Annotated in this window: 20 protein-coding genes and 1 pseudogene; 8 read left to right on the top strand and 13 right to left on the bottom strand. The window is 60.0% G+C overall.

Annotated features, from left to right (window positions below):
- Position 1: 1 nt before the first annotated feature.
- From AC06G8_RS08235 to AC06G8_RS08220, 4 genes are all read right to left on the bottom strand, one after another.
- A complete protein-coding gene (locus AC06G8_RS08235) occupies positions 2–514 on the bottom strand; it encodes a hypothetical protein (protein ID WP_480284993.1) in 513 nt (170 codons plus the stop codon).
- A gap of 145 nt (positions 515–659) precedes the next feature.
- Positions 660–1,079, bottom strand: coding sequence for a DUF86 domain-containing protein (locus AC06G8_RS08230; RefSeq protein WP_480284992.1), 420 nt, complete (start codon positions 1,077–1,079; stop codon positions 660–662).
- Between the two features lie 12 nt (positions 1,080–1,091).
- Positions 1,092–1,217, bottom strand: a complete 126-nt coding sequence (locus AC06G8_RS08225; protein WP_021880370.1) for a hypothetical protein — start codon at positions 1,215–1,217, stop codon at positions 1,092–1,094.
- Between the two features lie 47 nt (positions 1,218–1,264).
- Complete coding sequence (locus AC06G8_RS08220) at positions 1,265–1,552, bottom strand: Dabb family protein (protein ID WP_076358198.1); 288 nt, start codon at positions 1,550–1,552, stop codon at positions 1,265–1,267.
- Positions 1,553–1,684: 132 nt separating this feature from the next.
- Between AC06G8_RS08220 and AC06G8_RS08215 the strand changes: the two genes are divergently transcribed.
- Positions 1,685–1,936, top strand: a complete 252-nt coding sequence (locus AC06G8_RS08215; protein WP_447662028.1) for a hypothetical protein — start codon at positions 1,685–1,687, stop codon at positions 1,934–1,936.
- A 78-nt stretch (positions 1,937–2,014) separates the two neighbouring features.
- On the opposite strand, the gene AC06G8_RS08210 is transcribed toward AC06G8_RS08215, so the two are convergent.
- The 6 genes from AC06G8_RS08210 to AC06G8_RS08185 form a co-directional block, all read right to left on the bottom strand.
- A complete protein-coding gene (locus AC06G8_RS08210; RefSeq protein WP_480284991.1) occupies positions 2,015–2,695 on the bottom strand; it encodes an ABC transporter ATP-binding protein in 681 nt (226 codons plus the stop codon).
- Positions 2,692–3,786 (bottom strand): ABC transporter permease, encoded by a 1,095-nt coding sequence (locus AC06G8_RS08205; protein WP_480284990.1) that lies wholly within the window; start codon positions 3,784–3,786, stop codon positions 2,692–2,694. The genes AC06G8_RS08210 and AC06G8_RS08205 overlap by 4 nt, the downstream gene beginning before the upstream one ends.
- A gap of 260 nt (positions 3,787–4,046) precedes the next feature.
- Entirely contained in the window at positions 4,047–4,427 is a 381-nt protein-coding gene (locus tag AC06G8_RS08200; protein WP_447662031.1) for a cupredoxin domain-containing protein, read from the bottom strand.
- Between the two features lie 157 nt (positions 4,428–4,584).
- Complete coding sequence (locus tag AC06G8_RS08195; protein ID WP_480284989.1) at positions 4,585–4,977, bottom strand: phage holin family protein; 393 nt, start codon at positions 4,975–4,977, stop codon at positions 4,585–4,587.
- A 388-nt stretch (positions 4,978–5,365) separates the two neighbouring features.
- Complete coding sequence (locus AC06G8_RS08190; protein ID WP_480284988.1) at positions 5,366–6,142, bottom strand: SDR family NAD(P)-dependent oxidoreductase; 777 nt, start codon at positions 6,140–6,142, stop codon at positions 5,366–5,368.
- Positions 6,143–6,248: 106 nt separating this feature from the next.
- Positions 6,249–6,395: a hypothetical protein gene (locus tag AC06G8_RS08185; RefSeq protein ID WP_164762954.1), complete on the bottom strand. Its 147-nt coding sequence runs from the start codon at positions 6,393–6,395 to the stop codon at positions 6,249–6,251.
- Between the two features lie 294 nt (positions 6,396–6,689).
- On the opposite strand from AC06G8_RS08185, the gene fabV reads away from it, so the two are divergent.
- The gene (fabV, locus tag AC06G8_RS08180; protein ID WP_480284987.1) at positions 6,690–7,880 is read left to right on the top strand and encodes an enoyl-ACP reductase FabV; all 1,191 of its coding nucleotides are present in this window, start codon (positions 6,690–6,692) and stop codon (positions 7,878–7,880) included.
- 37 nt (positions 7,881–7,917) lie between these two features.
- Here the strand turns inward: fabV and AC06G8_RS08175 are convergent, their stop codons facing one another.
- The gene (locus tag AC06G8_RS08175) at positions 7,918–9,660 is read right to left on the bottom strand and encodes a methyl-accepting chemotaxis protein (protein ID WP_447662035.1); all 1,743 of its coding nucleotides are present in this window, start codon (positions 9,658–9,660) and stop codon (positions 7,918–7,920) included.
- 284 nt (positions 9,661–9,944) lie between these two features.
- Between AC06G8_RS08175 and AC06G8_RS08170 the strand changes: the two are divergent.
- The 3 genes and pseudogenes from AC06G8_RS08170 to AC06G8_RS08160 all read left to right on the top strand — a co-directional run.
- Positions 9,945–10,146: pseudogene (locus AC06G8_RS08170) on the top strand (ABC transporter substrate-binding protein); the annotation flags it as partial.
- Positions 10,147–10,211: 65 nt separating this feature from the next.
- On the top strand, positions 10,212–11,222 hold the full coding sequence (locus AC06G8_RS08165; protein ID WP_480284986.1) for a FecCD family ABC transporter permease: 1,011 nt from the start codon (positions 10,212–10,214) through the stop codon (positions 11,220–11,222).
- Positions 11,219–12,226: a FecCD family ABC transporter permease gene (locus AC06G8_RS08160; RefSeq protein WP_480284985.1), complete on the top strand. Its 1,008-nt coding sequence runs from the start codon at positions 11,219–11,221 to the stop codon at positions 12,224–12,226. Before AC06G8_RS08165 ends, AC06G8_RS08160 begins: the two co-directional genes overlap by 4 nt.
- A 103-nt stretch (positions 12,227–12,329) precedes the next feature.
- Here the strand turns inward: AC06G8_RS08160 and AC06G8_RS08155 are convergent, their stop codons facing one another.
- Positions 12,330–12,566 carry a hypothetical protein gene (locus tag AC06G8_RS08155; protein WP_480284984.1) on the bottom strand — a complete coding sequence of 79 codons (237 nt, stop codon included), beginning with the start codon at positions 12,564–12,566 and terminating at the stop codon, positions 12,330–12,332.
- A gap of 80 nt (positions 12,567–12,646) precedes the next feature.
- Between AC06G8_RS08155 and AC06G8_RS08150 the strand changes: the two genes are divergently transcribed.
- The 3 genes from AC06G8_RS08150 (at position 12,647) to AC06G8_RS08140 (ending at position 15,949) form a co-directional block, all read left to right on the top strand.
- Positions 12,647–14,023 carry an MFS transporter gene (locus AC06G8_RS08150; RefSeq protein WP_480284983.1) on the top strand — a complete coding sequence of 459 codons (1,377 nt, stop codon included), beginning with the start codon at positions 12,647–12,649 and terminating at the stop codon, positions 14,021–14,023.
- Positions 14,024–14,225: 202 nt separating this feature from the next.
- Positions 14,226–14,528 carry an ArsR/SmtB family transcription factor gene (locus AC06G8_RS08145; protein WP_447662040.1) on the top strand — a complete coding sequence of 101 codons (303 nt, stop codon included), beginning with the start codon at positions 14,226–14,228 and terminating at the stop codon, positions 14,526–14,528.
- 29 nt (positions 14,529–14,557) lie between these two features.
- The gene (locus tag AC06G8_RS08140) at positions 14,558–15,949 is read left to right on the top strand and encodes an aldehyde dehydrogenase (protein WP_480284982.1); all 1,392 of its coding nucleotides are present in this window, start codon (positions 14,558–14,560) and stop codon (positions 15,947–15,949) included.
- A 503-nt stretch (positions 15,950–16,452) separates the two neighbouring features.
- Here AC06G8_RS08140 and AC06G8_RS08135 read toward each other — a convergent pair.
- A complete protein-coding gene (locus tag AC06G8_RS08135; RefSeq protein WP_480285403.1) occupies positions 16,453–17,277 on the bottom strand; it encodes a carbohydrate ABC transporter permease in 825 nt (274 codons plus the stop codon).
- Positions 17,278–17,298: the final 21 nt, after the last annotated feature.

Below are 17,298 nucleotides of genomic sequence, written 5' to 3'. Positions count from 1 at the left end.
CTTAATCGCTCCCTTCCTCGTTAGGGTTCCCATTCTTCCGTACGGAACATGCAGAAATCCCAAGCTTTTCGCGGCGGCTGCGCCAAAACATCCATCCTTCGAGCGCGACTTCGGCGATGCCGATGGCCTGATCGATCTGCTCCCGGTATTTGCCGGCAGCCTGCTCTACGCGGACTGCAGCCGATTCGGCCGTGTCCGCAGCCGCATGAGCGATCTTGCGCGCCGCAATCTGGGCATGGTTCGCTGCGTCCTGCAGCTTGAGGGCGGATTCCAGGACCGGACCGAGCAGCATCAGCTGCCGCCTCGCTTCCTCAGCCGCCTCTCTTGCGGGCCGCAGAGCATGGCGCGCATCGCTCAGAAGCTCGTCGAGCTGCTCCTGCGATTTGTTTCCTGACGACTGGGCTTCTTCCATCCAGGCTTTCAGACGGCGAAGCACCACGACGAACTGCCATGCCGCCGCAGCGACGGCGATTGCCGCCACGGCGGCCCCTAGCGCCGCGATCCAAGCTGCCATGCCTCCACCTCCTGCATGTTCCGGTTCCGGGCGGGAGCCCATTGCCTGAGATCAGTAGATGCGGCGTGGGCTTGGCTTGACACTTCAATCTAAAAATAAAAAAGCCGCCCTCCGGAGGGCGGCTTTCGAACTTGAAGTCGTGCTGTCATTGTTCCTTGGCGAGATAGGTCTCCACCTGATCCCGGAAGCTTGCCAGCCAGCCGGGCAGCCGCGTCGTGAAAGGATGCAGCTCGCTTCGCGGCCAATCATAATATTCCTGGACGAGCTTGCGGCGCAGCGATGCCAGCTCCGACAAGCTGCGGGCAAGCCCGGCATCGATGACTTCCTCGCCGCCGATGATCTCGACGATATCCTCGTAGCTGCTCGCATCCCTCATGATATAGCCGTCGATGAGGCAGCTGCCTACGTCCGTCACGGTCTCGATCGCCAGATGGAGAGCTCTCTCCTGCGCGAGCCCCTGAAGCAGCGTTCCTTGCCAGCCGGCCGCCAGCTCCCTGAGCGCCTGCTCAAGCTCCGGCATGGCGCCGAGCCTGAGACGGATGTCTTGCACATTGACGTAATACATGAAGCGCCTCCGTTATCGGTTATTCTTTTTTCTGCCGCGCCGCTTCAGCCAGACTATCATGATGATGCTGCTGACGATGACGACGAACAGATAGACGATCATCTGATAAAAATCTTCCCCAAGCGATTCTTCCTGCATACTTACGCACCTTCCTTAAGAAGCCGGAGCTCCTCCTGCTTGTTGGTTCAGCCTATGTAGTCCACGCTCACGGAAGATTCGCGGGCCTCGTTCATGTGCTCGATGACCTTCTGATGGACCGGATGCACCTGGTATTCTCCAAGAGCTTCCAGGGAATCGAACTTGGTCACGAGAGCGATATCGTACGAACGCTCGGAATGGACGACATCGACGCCTACCTCCAGATGCCGGAGCACCTCGATGCGGCCTTCCATGTCCCGCAGGACGGAGGCCGTGCGCTCGACGCTGTCTGCGCTGCGGTCTTTGAGGCGGAAGAACACGATATGGGTCAGCATGGTAGTGAAAACGCTCCCTCTTGATCATGAATCGGCGCGGAACTTGCGTCATCTGCATGTCCCGAGCCCTTTTGACCCATAATAACTCAAGCCGCAGCATTCGGCAATGCCAGCAGAAGGGAGCAAGAACAGGTGCGTTATCCCGTCACGATCGCCGCGGTCCTGATCAGCCTTGCCCTATGCCTTTTCAGCTCGACGGGGTATGACCCCCATAACTTCCTCTTTTTCATGTTCAGCCCTGTCGCCTGGATCTCGGATGTATTCTACGACATCCATGCCACGCCGGTCTGGATCATGTACGCGCTCACGATCGCCTGTTATGCGGCCATCGGATACGCATGCGACCGGATCATCCAGGCCGAGCGCCGCAAAAGCAACGCCTGATCAACCGGAAAGCCCTGGCGGACACCTGCTTCGAGCAGATGTCCGCCAGGGCTTTTCCGTTTCCTGCCGTGGCCGGGCTCAAGCCGGCTGCAGCCGGCCGTTCTCCAGCTTCAGCACGCGGTCGCAAAACTCCAGAACCCGATCGTCATGCGTGACCATGACGCCCGCTTTTTTCTGCGCCTTCACGCCGTCCCGGAGCATGCGGACAACATCCCGGCCTCGTTCGGCATCCAGGCTTGCCGTCGGCTCATCGGCATAGATGACCGACGGATCGTTCATCCATGCCCTCGCGACGGCCGCGCGCTGCCGCTCGCCTCCGGACAGATTCTCGGGATAGTATCTTCTGCGATGGCCAAGCCCAAGCCGCTCAAGAAGCTCCTTCGCCCGCTCCGATGCCGCGGCGGCAGGAGTTCCGGACAGCTTCGCCACTAGCAGCAGCTGCTCCTCGACGCGCAGATAAGGAATCAGGTTCGCGGACTGAAACACGAACCCCAGCTTGGTGAGCCGCAGATCCGCCAGCTGTCCGGCATCCATGCCGACGAGCGGCTGTCCGTCTACGCTCACCTCGCCTCCGGTCGGAGACAGGAGCGCTCCGGCGATCGAGAGGAAGGTGCTTTTGCCGGAACCGGAAGGTCCGGTCACGGCGACCAGCTCCCCCTCTCCGACTTCCAGCGACAAGCCGTCCAGAATCGTCACGCTCGATTCGCCGTCCTGGAACTTCTGGGTCACATTTTCCATGATCAGTCTCGGTTTCATCATGGCGTCCTCCCTATCGCATCCAGCGCGTCGGTGCGCGCTACCTTAATGACAGACAACAACGAGCCGACTATCGATGTAAGCAGAAACAAGGCGCAGGTGAAGGCCGCCGTTCCGCCATCAAGCTGGAAAGGAACCGTGGCGGGCATCGCCGCGCGCATGCCCCAGATGAGCAGCAGGCTCCCCGTCAAGCTGGCCGCGGCCAGAAGGAGCACCTGCCAGAGGACGCTTGCCGACAAATAGCCGGTTCTGGAGCCGATCGCCTTCAAGATTCCGAATTGGCTCGTCTTCTGGATGGTCATGACATAAAAGAACACCGCCAGGACGAATGCCGAGATGACGAACAGGAATGCGATCATCATGACCAGCGTGCCTTGCTCCTCGGAATAGCCGGGAATCGCCTGAATGATCTGTTTCTTGGAGAGCAGCTCCGTGCCGGGCAGCTTGCCCTGCAGCGCTTCCGCGTCGGCCTGGCTGCCGCGGAACGCGATCGCGTTGTAGCCGCTTGCCCGCCCGGACTGCTGCAGCTTGCTCCATTCCGCGGGGCTGACGAATGCCGCCGGCGTATGGCTGTAGGATTCATCCTGCACGAAGCCGGCGACGGTCCAGCTGCGGCCTGTGACCGTGTCGGTAAGCTTCGTCCCGAGCCCGACTCCCGATTCCGCCAGCTTACGGTCCACGACGATGGCGCCATCCGTCCCTGCGGCCGGCTTCGTTCCCTCGACAACGGGCGGCGCCAGCCAGCCATCCGGCTGCACCGACATGAGCGCGGCGTCAAACTGGGCCCCCGTCGCTTCGTTCTGAAGCGAAGCCATGCGCACGCCAAGCAGCTGGACGGCTTCCTCCCCGGCTGCCTCCTTGGCCGCGGCCCCCTGCTCCGGCGTTATCGCGGAGCGGGCGAGCCGGCTGTCCGAGCCTTTCTGGACAATAAAGTAATCGGCCTTCATATTCACGACCGAGGATGCGTTCGCATAGGACAATCCTTGCGCCAGCCCGGTCACGAACAGCACCAGGAAAGACACGAGCAGCATGATCGTCGCGATCAGCGCGTACTTCAGCTTGGAATGCCTGATTTCCCGCAAAGCCAAAAACATGAACATCTCCTCCTTCTCATGCCTTCAGCTTAGAGATGCTGCGTGAACGGAGCGTGAACCGGAGATTACAAGCGGCTGCATGGCTTCTGACAGGAGCAGCCGGACGTCACGCCTGCTCGGCAGGCCGATCGAATCCGGCGCTGGAGACGCAGCGACTGCGCCGACGGCATCTCAGGCGGCATGAGCGATCGCAAAAAACGCGCTGAAACGCAAAAAAAGCGTCTCTCCTCAAAAAGGAGAAACGCTTTCCGATGCAGATGCTACTCGACGACGAGCTCGGATACCATGTCCGCATGTCCGGTTCCGCACATGACGGAACAGTGCATTTTGTAGCGGCCCGGCTTGTCGAAGGTGACTTCCTGCTCCATCTTGTCGCCTTGCAGGTCGATGCCGAAATCCTCGATGGCCAGACCGTGCATGCCGCTCTTGTTGTGCAGGACGAGCTTGTACTTCTGGCCGGCCTTGACTTTGTATTCCTTCTGGTCGAACACGAAGTCCTGCGACGCAGTTACCTTCAGCAGCTCGACGCCCTCGGGCAGTCCAGCGCTCTCGTCTTTCGGCGGCAGCGGAAGTCCGATCGTCAGCATGTACAGACCCAGCAGGGCTGCGATAATCAGCATTGTAGACATTACGTATTTCATGCGTTCCTTGCTCCCCTTCATGCTTAGATGAGATGCCCATATTTGACCATGACTGCTTCTATAATACCTAAGAATAGGAAATGATCACAAGCTTTAACCGTTTTCAATTTTATTTTATCCCGAAATGTTTGACAGATTCATGAACATTCCGTGGCGATCATGAATCTTTTTTGCGGAAGATTTCAATGAACGCCTTGATCCTTCCCGGCAGCGGCAAGCCGACCCGGCCGTAATTCTCCGTGATGGACAACAGCTCGTTGCCCGTATAGAAGAAAATCGCAGTCGTCATGACGGCGTTGCCTCCCATAAGCTCGTCGATCCGGTGCGCGATGAGGATGACGAGCAGCGTAAGTCCCTTGCGCGCCAGCCCCCACCAGCCGACCAGACTGCTCAGACGTCTCCCTTCGCGCAGCGAAGCCGCCATTCCGGAAATATAATCGACCGCCATGCAGACGAGCAGCAGCGTCAGCGATTGATGCCAGGCGCCGAACGCAAACCCGATCATCAAGCCGATGATCGCAACAAACGAGCCCGTGGACGCATCTTTCATCCCCGTTACCCCCCTCTATCAGCATTTGATAGACTATCGTATGCCGATAGAAGGGGAATGTGATGGTTGTCCGCATTTTCAACGCGAGCCAGGTTCAGGTCAGATGTAATTTGCCGGTGTGGACCAGGTCGAAATGAACGCGACCTTCAGCTGCTCGGAACGCGGATGCCATTCCCCGCTCTTGGCCAGCCGCTTCTCTTTCGAGGATAGATTAGCCCTGCGGCGGAAACTTTATCCATCTTATCCCGATCCGCGCTCGAGCCCTTTGACTTCGCCGCTGCTCGCATTGGGCTTATTTCTCCCAGGAGCAAAACGAAAACAGCCGCCCTTGATGATGGCTCTGCCGCATCCGGCTGGAGCATCATCGAAGGGCGGCCGCGGCCGCTCGTCAGTCGATGTAGATCATTTTGCGGGTCATGCCCCCGTCGACCGTCACATTGGTTCCCGTGACGAAATCGTTGTCCGGGTCGGTCAAGTAGAAGCAGGCCCGGACGACATCCTCCGGAAGTCCTACCCGTCCTGCCGGATGCTGCTTGTGGTCGGCTTCGCTCAGCCTGGCCGTGCTGCCGGTCTCGATCCAGCCCGGGCTCACGGAGTTGACCCGAATGCCCTCCTCGCCCAGCGACAGCGCCAAAGCGTGGGTAAGCGACAGGATCCCGCCCTTGGAGGCGGCATAGGCTTCGGAGGAAGGCTCCGACATGAACGCGCGCGTCGAGGCCATATTGACGATGGAGCCTCCTCGGCCGTTCGCCTTCATCAGGAGTGCCGCTGCTCGGCTGCAAAGGAAGGCGCCGCGCAGATTGGTGTTCAGCACCTCGTCCCATTCCTCCACCTCCAGCTCCCAGATGGACTTGAACGCGCTGATGCCGGCATTGTTGATCAGAATATCCGCTTTTCCATAACGTTCTTTTATGCCTGCAAACAATGCGCCGATGTCCTCGGGCTTGCCGAGATCGGCCGTCCATGCCGAACAGCTTCCTCCGCTTGCGTGTATCAGAGACGCGGTTTCATCGGCTCCATCCCGATTCCGGTCGACAAGCACGGCATCCGCGCCTTCCGCAGCGTATCCGAGCGCGACGGCCCGTCCGATTCCGGAACCGGCTCCGGTCACGACGACCGTTTTTCCTTTGAATCTCACCCTGCATCCTCCCCTTTCGGCGTTCATTCCCTGCCTATCATACTTTACCTTGGGGAGCCGCCGTCAAACCTCCAAAAAAAGCCGGACCCGGCTTCCGCCCGGTCCGGCCCCCTCACGCTTGGCTCTTGCCCGATCAGCCTGTCGAAGGGCTGTTCGGCACATGGCCTTTCTGGTTCCTGTTCTCGTTCGTGGAAGCGGCAAGGTTGTTCTCGGCTTCCTTGCTCCGCTCCGCGTATCCCTTCTGCTTGTCTTCGAACGAATGCTTTTTGTTGCGCGACATGGCTCATGCCTCCTTTCTCTCCTGAACATGCGCCCGCTCCGCTGGCAGGCAGCCGGCCAGGCAGACAGCCGGATAGACAGCCGGATAGACAGGCAGACTGACACGGCCAAGCAGACAGCCAGGCAGGCGGCCAAGCAGACAGCCAGGCAGGCTTCCGTCCAGGCAGCGAAGCCTGCTTAGAATGCCCCTGCATGCCGGAAGTCATGATGGCCTCAGCCCTTTTGTTTCCCTTTTGGCGCCAAACTCGTTAAAATATAGACAGCAATCATTATCGGTACAGAGAGGAAGCGTTTCATGATCATCAAACCAAGAACCCGCGGCTTCATCTGCACGACAGCCCATCCGGAAGGCTGCGCCAAGCAGGTCCAGGAGCAGATCGACTACATAAAAAGCCAGCCGAGATGGGAGGGGCCGAAGCGCGTGCTCGTGCTTGGCGCCTCGACCGGCTACGGCCTGTCCGCCCGCATCGCCGCCGCCTTCGGAGCCGGCGCCGACACGATCGGAGTCTTCCGCCCGAGCGCCGCGACGGATAAGCGCACCGCATCCGCCGGCTGGTACAACTCCGCCGCATTCGAGCGCAAGGCGGCCGAAGCGGGACTGAAGTCCATCAGCGTGACGGGCGACGCCTTCATCGACGAGACCAAGGACCGCGTCGTTGACGTCATCGCCAAGGAATTCGGCCAGGTGGATCTCGTCGTCTACAGCGTCGCGGCTCCCCGCCGTACCGATCCCGATACGGGAGAGACGTTCAACTCGGTCCTGAAGCCGATCGGCGCTCCGTACAGCAACAAGACCGTCAACTTCCATACCGGCGAAGTGACCGACGTGACGATCGAGCCGGCCGAAGGCGACGACATCGCCCAGACTGTAGCCGTCATGGGCGGAGCCGACTGGCAGCGCTGGATCGACCGGCTTCAGGACGCCGGCCTGCTCGCCGAAGGAGCCGCGACGATCGCCTATTCCTACATCGGATCCGAAATTACGCAAGCCATCTACCGCGACGGCACGATCGGCCAGGCCAAGGACGACCTGGAAGCAACGGCGCTGCGCCTCGGAGATCAGCTCTCCCCGATCGGAGGACGCGCTTACGTATCGGTCAGCAAGGCGCTCGTGACGCAGTCGAGCTCGGCGATACCCGTCGTTCCCCTCTATGTCTCGGCTCTCTACAAGATCATGAAGGAGAAGGGGCTGCACGAGAACACGATCCAGCAGACCCACCGCCTCTTCGCCGACCGCCTCTACAATCCGGCAGGCACGCCGGTCGACGAGAAAGGCCGCATCCGCATCGACGACTGGGAGCTGCGAGCCGACGTGCAGGAGGAAGTGGATGCCGTCTGGAACCGTGTCGACACGGATTCCATCTACAGCCTGACGGATCTCGAAGGCTACCGCCGCGAATTTTTCCAGCTGTTCGGATTCGAGACGGAAGGCGTCGATTACGATCAGGATGTCGACCCTCAGGTCGAGATTCCGGGCGCCAAATAAGAACAAGAAAAAAACGCCTTCGCAGGCGTTTTTTCATTTAGGATCGAGGATGGGAATCCTCGTCTTCAAGGACGAACACGCTGATCTCCCCGAACAGCCGGCCCGACAGATCGTGGATATCTCCCGCCTGGCCGGCGATTCCCCGGATCGCCTCGTGCTGCTCCGTGCTCAAGGCGCTCATCCGCTCTACTCCCGCCGCGGTCTGTCCCGCTATGGCGGCGACGCTGCGGACCGCTCCGGCCAGCTCTTCGTTGCTGCTGCGCGTGCGCTGCACCTGGCCGTGGACATGATGGATGCGGGTGCCGATGTCTTCCATGGAACGGCTGATGGATTCAAAGGCGTCGAGCGTGACCGCGACCTGTCCTTCCTGCTCGTCAAGTCCGCGCTTCGTCTCCAGCATGGATTCCCGGAAGCTTGCCATCCCTTCCTGAAGCCTTTCGATCAGGCCGCCGATATGGAAGGTGGACTGCTTCGTCTGGGATGCCAGCTGGCGGACTTCCTCCGCGATGACGGCGAAGCCTCTGCCATGAACGCCGGCTTGAGCCGCTTCGATGGAGGCGTTCAAGGCCAGAATTTGCGTCTGGGCCGAAATCTGCGCGATCAGACGCGTAACGCCGCTGATTTCCTCCGACTGGCGGCTAAGCGTATCCAGCTGCCGGTACATCCCCTCGATCGATTCGCCGGAGCGCTTCGCCGAACCGCCCAGCTCGCCCATCGCCGACAGCCCGCTGCCGATATTGGCGCCGGATTGCTCCCTTGCCGACATGACGGCGTCCATCGCCTTCAGCATCTCATCCAGCTCATGCTCCAGCCGCCCGATAAGCAGGGCGCTATGCTCCGACAATCCGGACTGCTGCTGCGCTCCGGCGGAGATCTCCCCGATGGAGACGAGAATGTCCTCGTTGGCCTTGGCTGTCACGCCGGCAGAGGAGCGGAAAGACTCGGAGTAGTCCGTCATCGAGGCGGCCACTCCGCGTGTCTGTCCCAGCATGCTGCGGACCTTGGACACCATATCGTCGAAGTGCCGGCTGAGCTCTCCCAGCTCGTCCCGCCTGCGGGAATTGATCCGCACGCGCATATCTCCCGAAGCGAGCGCCGCGACCGCCTTTTGCAGCCGGCTCACCGAAGCGGCAAACGACCGGATCAGGACGAAAGCCACGATAACCGTGAAGATCAGGACGACAGCAAGACCGTAAAGCGATGCATCTGAAGTCTGGCTGAGCAGCTCGAACGAATGCTCCTGCGCCGACCGCGCGTTCCGGTCTGCTGCCGCTCCCAGCCGCGAGGTGATGTCCAGCATGTTCTGGCTTTCCGCCGAGGCGTGCGTATGGAGCTGATCGACCTTGTCCAGGACGGCGAGCGGATCCATGTCCTCATCGTCGAGTACCTCGACCATGCCGGCGAAATCCTTCTCATATTCGCCGACCTTGCTTCTCAGATTGGCGAGATCCTCCGCAGCCGTCCCTCCTTCCGGAAACGACAGCTTGTCCAGCTCCTTATGCAGGGCGGCGCTCATCGTCTCGAACGACTTGGCCGTTTCCGTGTCGCTTGTCTGCTTCAGCAGGCTTTCGGCTGCGTTCATCTCCTGCAGGAACTGGTTGATCTTGGCCGTCGTTATCCGCTTCTCCATCTCCGTCTTCAGCTGCGTCATGGAATTCCTGACGCCGCCCTGCATGCCGCCCTGATAGAGGACAGCCGCCAGGAAAAAGAGGGCAATAAAGAGGAAGCTTGCAGCCAGCTTCATTTTCATGGACCTTGCAACCGCGCTAATCTTCTTCATCTCGTCAACCCCCGCATGATGCCAATTTGTGCTAGTTCAGCATCTATCCTAGCAGAGGAAAGTTAACGAACATGATGATTTTCATCAACTCCCTGTTAACGTTGGGACTTCCGGAGAAGGACTTCAGTCCTGCCTCGATCGTTTGTTTCTCATCCTTATTTTGTATTGACAACCTCCTCCTGCTCGTTTTATAGTGGGAACCAACTAATATTGATAATCATTATCATTTATAAAGAACGCTTGGCGTCAACCTGGTCGGAGTGGAAAGCTGGTCCGAAGACAATCCCCGCTTCAAGGACAACTATATGATCATCAGCAAAAACCGGACACCGACAACTCCTACCAGGAATCCGAAACGTACAAAAACATTCCGGCCGTCAAGAACAACCGGGTGTACAAAGCCAACGCAAAGAGTTCTACTTCAACGACCCGGTTTCGCTCGAATACCAGCTTGAATTCTTCAAGCAGCATTTCCTCGGAAACTAATCCGTGCCGGAAAGGAACTCTATCTGGATTCCTTTCCGCTATTTCGGGTAAAGGGATGATCAACGATGTCCAGTCCAATCCGCCGCAGGCTTCCCTTCGGGTATAAGCTTGCCGCGTCCCTGCTTGTCCTTGCCGCCGCCTTCCTCGCCTCGATGCTGCTCGGAGCGGCCGACATCGGCTTCCGCGAAGTATGGCTGGCCATGACCTCCAGCGAAACGAGCAAAAAAATAGTGCTCATCCGCGAATTCCGCCTTCCCCGCGAGCTGGCCGCGCTTGCCGTAGGAGCCGCGCTCGCCGTTTCCGGCGCCGTCATGCAGGGAATGACCCGCAATCCGCTCGCGGATCCGGGCCTGCTGGGACTGACGGCCGGAGCCAACGCGATGCTGGCCATCACGATCGCCTTGTTCCCCCAGGCCGGCTACTTCGGCATCATGCTGAGCTGCTTCTCCGGAGCCTCCTTCGGCGCGCTCGTCGTCTTCGGAATCGGAGCCGTGCAGAAGGGCGGCTTCTCGCCACTGCGCATCGTGCTTGCGGGAGCGGCCGTATCGGCTCTTCTCTACGCGGTCGCCGAAGCTGTCGGCCTTTATTTCAAAATATCGCAGCAAGTGTCCCTGTGGAACTCCGGCGGCGTCATCGGCACGACCTGGAAGCAGCTCGGCGCCATTACGCCTTTAATCGCCGCCGGCATCGTGCTGGCGCTGCTGTTCTCCAGGCATCTGACGATCATGAGCCTGAATGAAGACGTGGCGACCGGGCTCGGCCAGAACATCGCCCGGATCAAAATGCTGCTGTATGTCGTCGTCATCATCCTGGCGGGCGCGTCGGTCGCCTTGGCAGGCAACCTTGCGTTCCTCGGGCTGCTCGTGCCGCATATCGCGAGAAAGATCGTCGGACCCGATTACCGGTTCGTCATCCCGGTATCAGCTGTCGGAGGAGGGGCGCTGATGCTGGTCGCCGATACGCTCGGCCGTACGATCAACGCTCCGTACGAAACATCGATTACGGCTATCGTCGCCATGATCGGCCTGCCGTTCTTCCTCTGGATCGTGAAGAAAGGAGGGCGTGCCTTCCAATGATCGCCTCTTCGATTATCCGCCGGCAGCGCATCATCGTCGCTGTCCTGATCGCGCTCGCCGCAGCCCTCATGTTCATCAGCGCCGGATGGGGCTACTCCAGCCTCGGCTACAAGCGCCTGCTCCCCGTGCTGTTCGGCCACGGAACCGGCAAGGAGGATCTGATCCTGTCGATCCGGCTCCCGAGAATCTTCATTACGTTCCTGGCCGGCATGGGCCTGGCCCTCTCCGGTGCCATCCTGCAGCGGGTGACCCGCAACGATCTGGCCGATCCCGGCATTATCGGCATCAATACCGGCGCCGGCCTCGGCGTCGCGCTCTTCTTCCTGTTCGCCCCCATCGAGCCCGGCTCGTTCGTGTACCTGATCACGTTCGTCTCCTTCGCCAGCGCGATGGCCACGGCCCTGCTCATCTACTTGTTCTCCTACCGAAGAGGAGAAGGCCTCCAGCCTGTCCGGCTTGTGCTGGTCGGAGTCGGGTTTTCCCTGTCCCTCTCCGGCATCATGGTCGTGATCATCTCCTCCGCCACGCGCGAGAAGGTGGACTTCATCGCCAAATGGCTCGCGGGCAGCATCTGGGGAACCGACTGGATCTTCATCTGGGCTCTCCTGCCGTGGCTGATCATCCTGATTCCGTTCACCCTCTACAAGGCCAACCAGCTCAATCTGCTGGAGCTGAGCGAGCCGGTAGCCGTCGGCATCGGCCTGCCCGTGAACCGGGAGCGGATCAAGCTGCTCATCGCCGCCGTCGCCTTGGCGGCCTCCTCGGTCGCTGTGACCGGCGGCATCTCCTTCATCGGGCTGATGGCGCCGCATATCGCCAAGACGCTAGTCGGACCGCGCAACCAGCTGTCGCTGCCGATCGCCATCCTTACCGGCGGCGTGCTGCTGATGGCGGCCGACATGATCGGCCGCAACATGGCCGATCCGGCCGGCATCCCGGCCGGAACCGTGGCCGCGTTCATCGGAGCCCCTTACTTCATCTATCTTCTGCTCAAAAAAGCGTGATCAATGAAAACGGGACGATCCAAATGGACCGTCCCGACCGCGAAGCCGCCCGGGAGCATCCGGGCGGCTTTATTTGTTGTCTCCTGCGTATTGCTTCATCAGGTCATCCGGTCATCCCACTGATCCGCCGGCTGGAGGACATCGAGAATCCGAGCATCCTGCCCGTCAGGGACGCCTTCGTGATTTTTTTCAATAGGACGTTGACGGACGGGGTCAGCCCCGCCGCAGTCAAGCCGAGCAGAAACCGCAGCCCCATCAGCTCCCAAGGGTTGCTGACGAACGCTTGCGGGATGAAGATGACACCGGCGGCGGCAAGCGCAGCCAGAATAACCTTATGCAATATCTCCGCCGGAATAAATCTCACTTCTGAACTATGATATAGTAAGCTATTATAGAAAGCCTGGAAAGGAATCCTTCGCCTTGTCATCCGCTTCCGCTTCATCGCCGCGGCCCGTCAACGATCGTCTGATCATGGCGGTCTGGACCTGCGGCCTTTTCGTCGTCATCATGAACACAACGATGTTCAACGTCTCGATGCCGAGCATCATCCGGGATCTTCATATCACCGCCGATCTCGCTTCCTGGATCATCTCCGGCTACTCCATCGGTTATGCCCTCTCGACCGTGATCTACAGCCGGCTCTCGGATTCCGTGCCGCTCCGGCGGCTGCTCGTCATCGGCCTGACCGTGCTCGGCATCGCCTCTGTGACCGGATTGTTCGCACGCAACTTCGCGATCCTGCTCGTAGCCAGGCTGCTGCAATCGGCCGGCGCGGGCGTCATGGCCGGCCTCGGCCTGATCATCGCCGGACGGTATGTCCCGGCCCGCCGCAGAGGCAGCGCCATTGCGATGATCTCGGCAGGAAGCGCCATGGCCTTCGGGATGGGTCCCATCGTGGGCGGCCTGATCACCGAGTACTGGGGCTGGAACGGCTTGTTCGGCTTTACATGCCTCGTGCTGCTCGTCATGCCCTTCCTGCTCCGGCTGCTGCCGAAGGATGCGCCGCCGTCCAGCGGCTTCGACAAGGCCGGGGCGGCGCTGACCGTCGTCAACGCGCTCTCGCTGCTGCTAGCAATCACGAGGCTGTCGCCATGGTGGCTTGCCGTCAGCCTGCTGTCCCTCGCCGCCCATGTCTGGCATATCCGCCGCCGCCCGGCTCCGTTCCTCGATTCCGGACTGCTGAAAAACCGGCGCTACTGCAAGCTGCTGGCCGTCGGCTGGTGCGTGCTCGTCATGAACCTCGGCAATCTGTTCCTGATGCCGCTCGCCCTGGCCGACCTGTATGGGCGCTCTCCGCTGGCGATCGGCCTCACGATCGCTCCGGGAGCGGTCCTGTCCGCCATTCTGACGCCGTTCGTCGGCCGCTGGATCGACCGCTTCGGGAACCGGCTGTTCCTGCTCATCGGGCATGGCGTGCTCGCCGGCGTTCTGCTCACCCAGATGCTCGGCCTGCCCCATTCGGCGGCCTTCATCCTGTGCGGATATATGCTGTTCTCGCCTGCCATATCAGCCTCGACCGCATCGCTGAACAACGAGACTTCGCAGCTGCTGCCGAGGGAATCCCTCGGCTCAGGCATGGGGCTCATGCAGCTGATGCAGTTTTTCGGAGGCTCGGTCTCCACCGCCGTATGTGGCCTGCTGCTGCATCATTATTCCGCTCTGCCCGCTGCCGACAGCTATTCCAAGGTCTATGCCGTCCTGCTGGGAGTCAGCCTGATTTCGTCGGCCGTGCTGGCCTGGTACTGCCTTGCGTCCAGGAACCCTCGCAGCGGAGAAGGCACTGTCAAAACCGTTTGACGAATTCGATGGATAAGGAAAAAGCCCGGGAGCGATCCCGGGCTTCCTTTGGTATGGCTCCGAAATGCCGGAATCCCTACGGAGGCCTGTATCGCCGGCTTGCGCCGCAGCGTTTGGATCATTCAGGCCATCATGATATAATTCCACTAGATCCGTTCAAATTTTTAAACCTTTGGACTATAGATAAAAGGAGGAGATTCCCATGGGCAAGCTGACGCTTCAGCATCTGCGGGAATGCCTTCCTGTCTTTCAGACGCTGGGAGATTCCAACCGTCAGGAAATTCTGATGCTGCTGCATGAGCATGGAACCTTGACCGTGAACGAGCTGACCGACAAGCTCCATCTATCGAGGCCCGCCGTCTCCCACCACCTGAAGCTGCTCCTGCAGGCCGGCCTCGTCGCCTGCGAGCAGCAGGGCACGCAGCGCCATTACTCCATCACCCTGGAGGCTTCAGCCGCTTTGTTGAAGAAGCTTCTCGCCGCATTGGAAGAACACTGCCTGTAAGCCATCATTTTTGTCGAGGAGGACGCTGGATGAATACCGTTACCCCCGCTGATGTCGAAGCCGTTCTTCAAGAGCATCGCCGCTTCTTCGCCGCCGGAGCCACTCTTCCGATCGCCTACCGCATCGAGCAGCTGAACCGGCTTGGCGATGCGATACGCCGCTACGAGCAGCGCCTGAGCGAGGCTCTCTACCTGGATCTGCACAAAAGCGAAACCGAAGCCTATATGTCCGAAATTGGATACACGCTCAGCAGCCTGCGCCTCATGACGCGCAAGCTGAAGCGCTGGGCGAAGCCCGAACGGACCGGCACCCCGATGTTCCAAATGCCGGCCAGCAGCCGCATTCACAGGGAACCGTACGGCACCGTGCTCATCATCGGCCCGTTCAACTATCCGTTCCAGCTGCTGATCGAGCCGCTGCTCGGGGCGATCGCCGCCGGCAACTGCGCGGTGCTCAAGCCTTCCGAGAATACGCCGCATGTGTCGGCTGTCATCGCGGAGCTCATCCGGGACACGTTCAACCCTTCCTATATCCGCCTGATCGAAGGCGAGAAGGAAACGACGGCCGCTCTGACGGCGGCTCCGTTCGATTACATCTTCTTCACGGGCAGCGTGCCCGTCGGCCGCATCGTCATGGAGGCCGCGGCGAAAAACCTTGTTCCCGTGACGCTGGAGCTTGGCGGCAAAAGCCCTGTCATCGTGGAGCGGACGGCCGACCTGAAGACAGCGGCGATGCGCATCGCTTGGGGTAAGCTGATGAACGCCGGCCAGACCTGCATCGCTCCGGACTATCTGCTCGTGGATAAATCGATCAAGCAGGAGCTGGTGGCCCGGCTGAAGGAAGCCTTCACCCGCTTCTATGGGGAGGATGCCTCTGCAAGCCCTGACTTCGGCCGAATCGTGAACGTCCGCCAGTTCGACAGGCTTGCCGGCGTGCTGGAGAAGGATAAGGAAGGCATTCTGCACGGCGGCAAAATGGACCGCGACCGGCTTTATATCGAGCCGACGCTGCTGGAGGCGGACTTCCACCGCTCGGCTTCCATGCAGGAGGAGCTGTTCGGTCCCCTGCTTCCCATTCTCGAGTACGAAAGCCTGGACGAAGCGGTCCGCCTCATCAACAGCCGCCCCAAGCCGCTGGCGCTCTATCTGTTCACCTCCAGCAAGCAGGCGGAGCAGGAAGTGCTGGCCCGCGTGCCGTTCGGCGGTGGCAGCGTCAATGACACGATCTCCCATATCGTCAATCCCGAGCTTCCGTTCGGAGGCGTCGGCAATTCCGGGATCGGCGCTTACCACGGGCGCCACAGCTACGAGCTGTTCTCCCACAAGAAGAGCATCTTGAAGCGCAGTACGAAGTTCAATTCCAGCTTCCTGTATCCGCCTTATGGAGATAAACTGAAGTGGATCAAGAAGATTTTGAAGTAGCGCCGCCTCATCAGCTTGGCCTGCACCTCATCCGAGAGCTCCTTTCGTGGTTTTGTTCGAGATAGAGCATGAGCTGCCCATAAGAGAGCTTATGGGCAGCCTCTTTGCTATCTATCGATTGTAGTTTTTGCGGGGATGTATCTCCTCTTTTTTCATCGATTGAAGCACAAATTACCCCATCGGCTCTCCATTATCACTTCGCGGCTTCCTAGGTTGGTATTCCCTGCCATGTCCCATACGGAAAATAAAAATGGGGGCATGCCGCAGGCGAGGCCACTGAAAATGTGTCGCTGCAGACGGAAATCATTCTTCCGATCGCTGTTGTCCCCAGATTTCTCTGATTTCTGCCGCTTTTAGCGGTTGAAATCCGGGGACAAAGGCGACCACATCCGTTTCTCCAGAACGATTTCGCGCCTTACGCTACTTTTTCAGTGGCCTCGCCGCAGGCAGCCGCCCCTTTTTCGCGTTCTCTTCTCTCCCCCGCTTCATCCTACCGCTTCATCCTACCCCTTCGTCCCGCCCTGCAAGCCGAACCCTTTGGACATGAAGCGCTGGGACAGGACGTACAGCACGATGGACGGCATGGCGTACATGACCGAGAAGGCGGCCAGCTTGCCGTAATCCGCCATTCCATACTGGCCGAAGAACTGGTACAGCTTGAGCGAGGCCGGGAAGTTGCCCGGCGACTGCAGCAGGATGTACGGCACGAAGAAGTTCCCCCAGCTGCCGGAGAAGGTGAAGATCGCGACGGTGCAAATGCCCGGCACCATGAGCGGCGCCACGACCTTGCGGATGCCGGCGAACACGGAAGCGCCGTCTACCCAAGCCGCCTCTTCGAGATCCGCCGGGACGGCATCGAGGAAGTTCTTGAGCATCCAGATTCCATAAGGCATCGAAGAGGCTACGTAGAACAGCACGACGCCGATCACGTTGTCGTAGAGCTTGAGGCTCAGGAACAGTTGATACACGGGCACCATGACCGCCGTGATCGGCAGCGAGGTCATGAACAGCACCGTCAGCATGAACGGCTTCTTGTATTTGAGCTGATACCGGGAGAGCGGATATGCCGCCAGCAGAGCCAGCAGCACGACGAGCACGGCTTGGCCGAGCGACATCAGCAGTCCGATCGCGAACGCGCGCTGGTTGCCGCTGTCCGACAGCACGGACGCGTAATTCCCTCCGGTCAGGCGGCTTGGCATCTTCAGCGTCTGCATCGCATTGGGATCCACGGACGCGACCAGCACCCACAAAAGGGGCAGAACAAAGCAAAGGCCAATGGCGGCCAGGATGGCATAGGGAACCATCCGGCCCGCATGCTTGCGTTTCATCCTCTTCATAGGGCGGATTCT

Source organism: Paenibacillus sp. SJS-P3, assembly GCF_056711585.1.
Note: the sequence above shows the minus strand (reverse complement) of the source record. Positions and strands in the feature narration are given on the sequence as shown.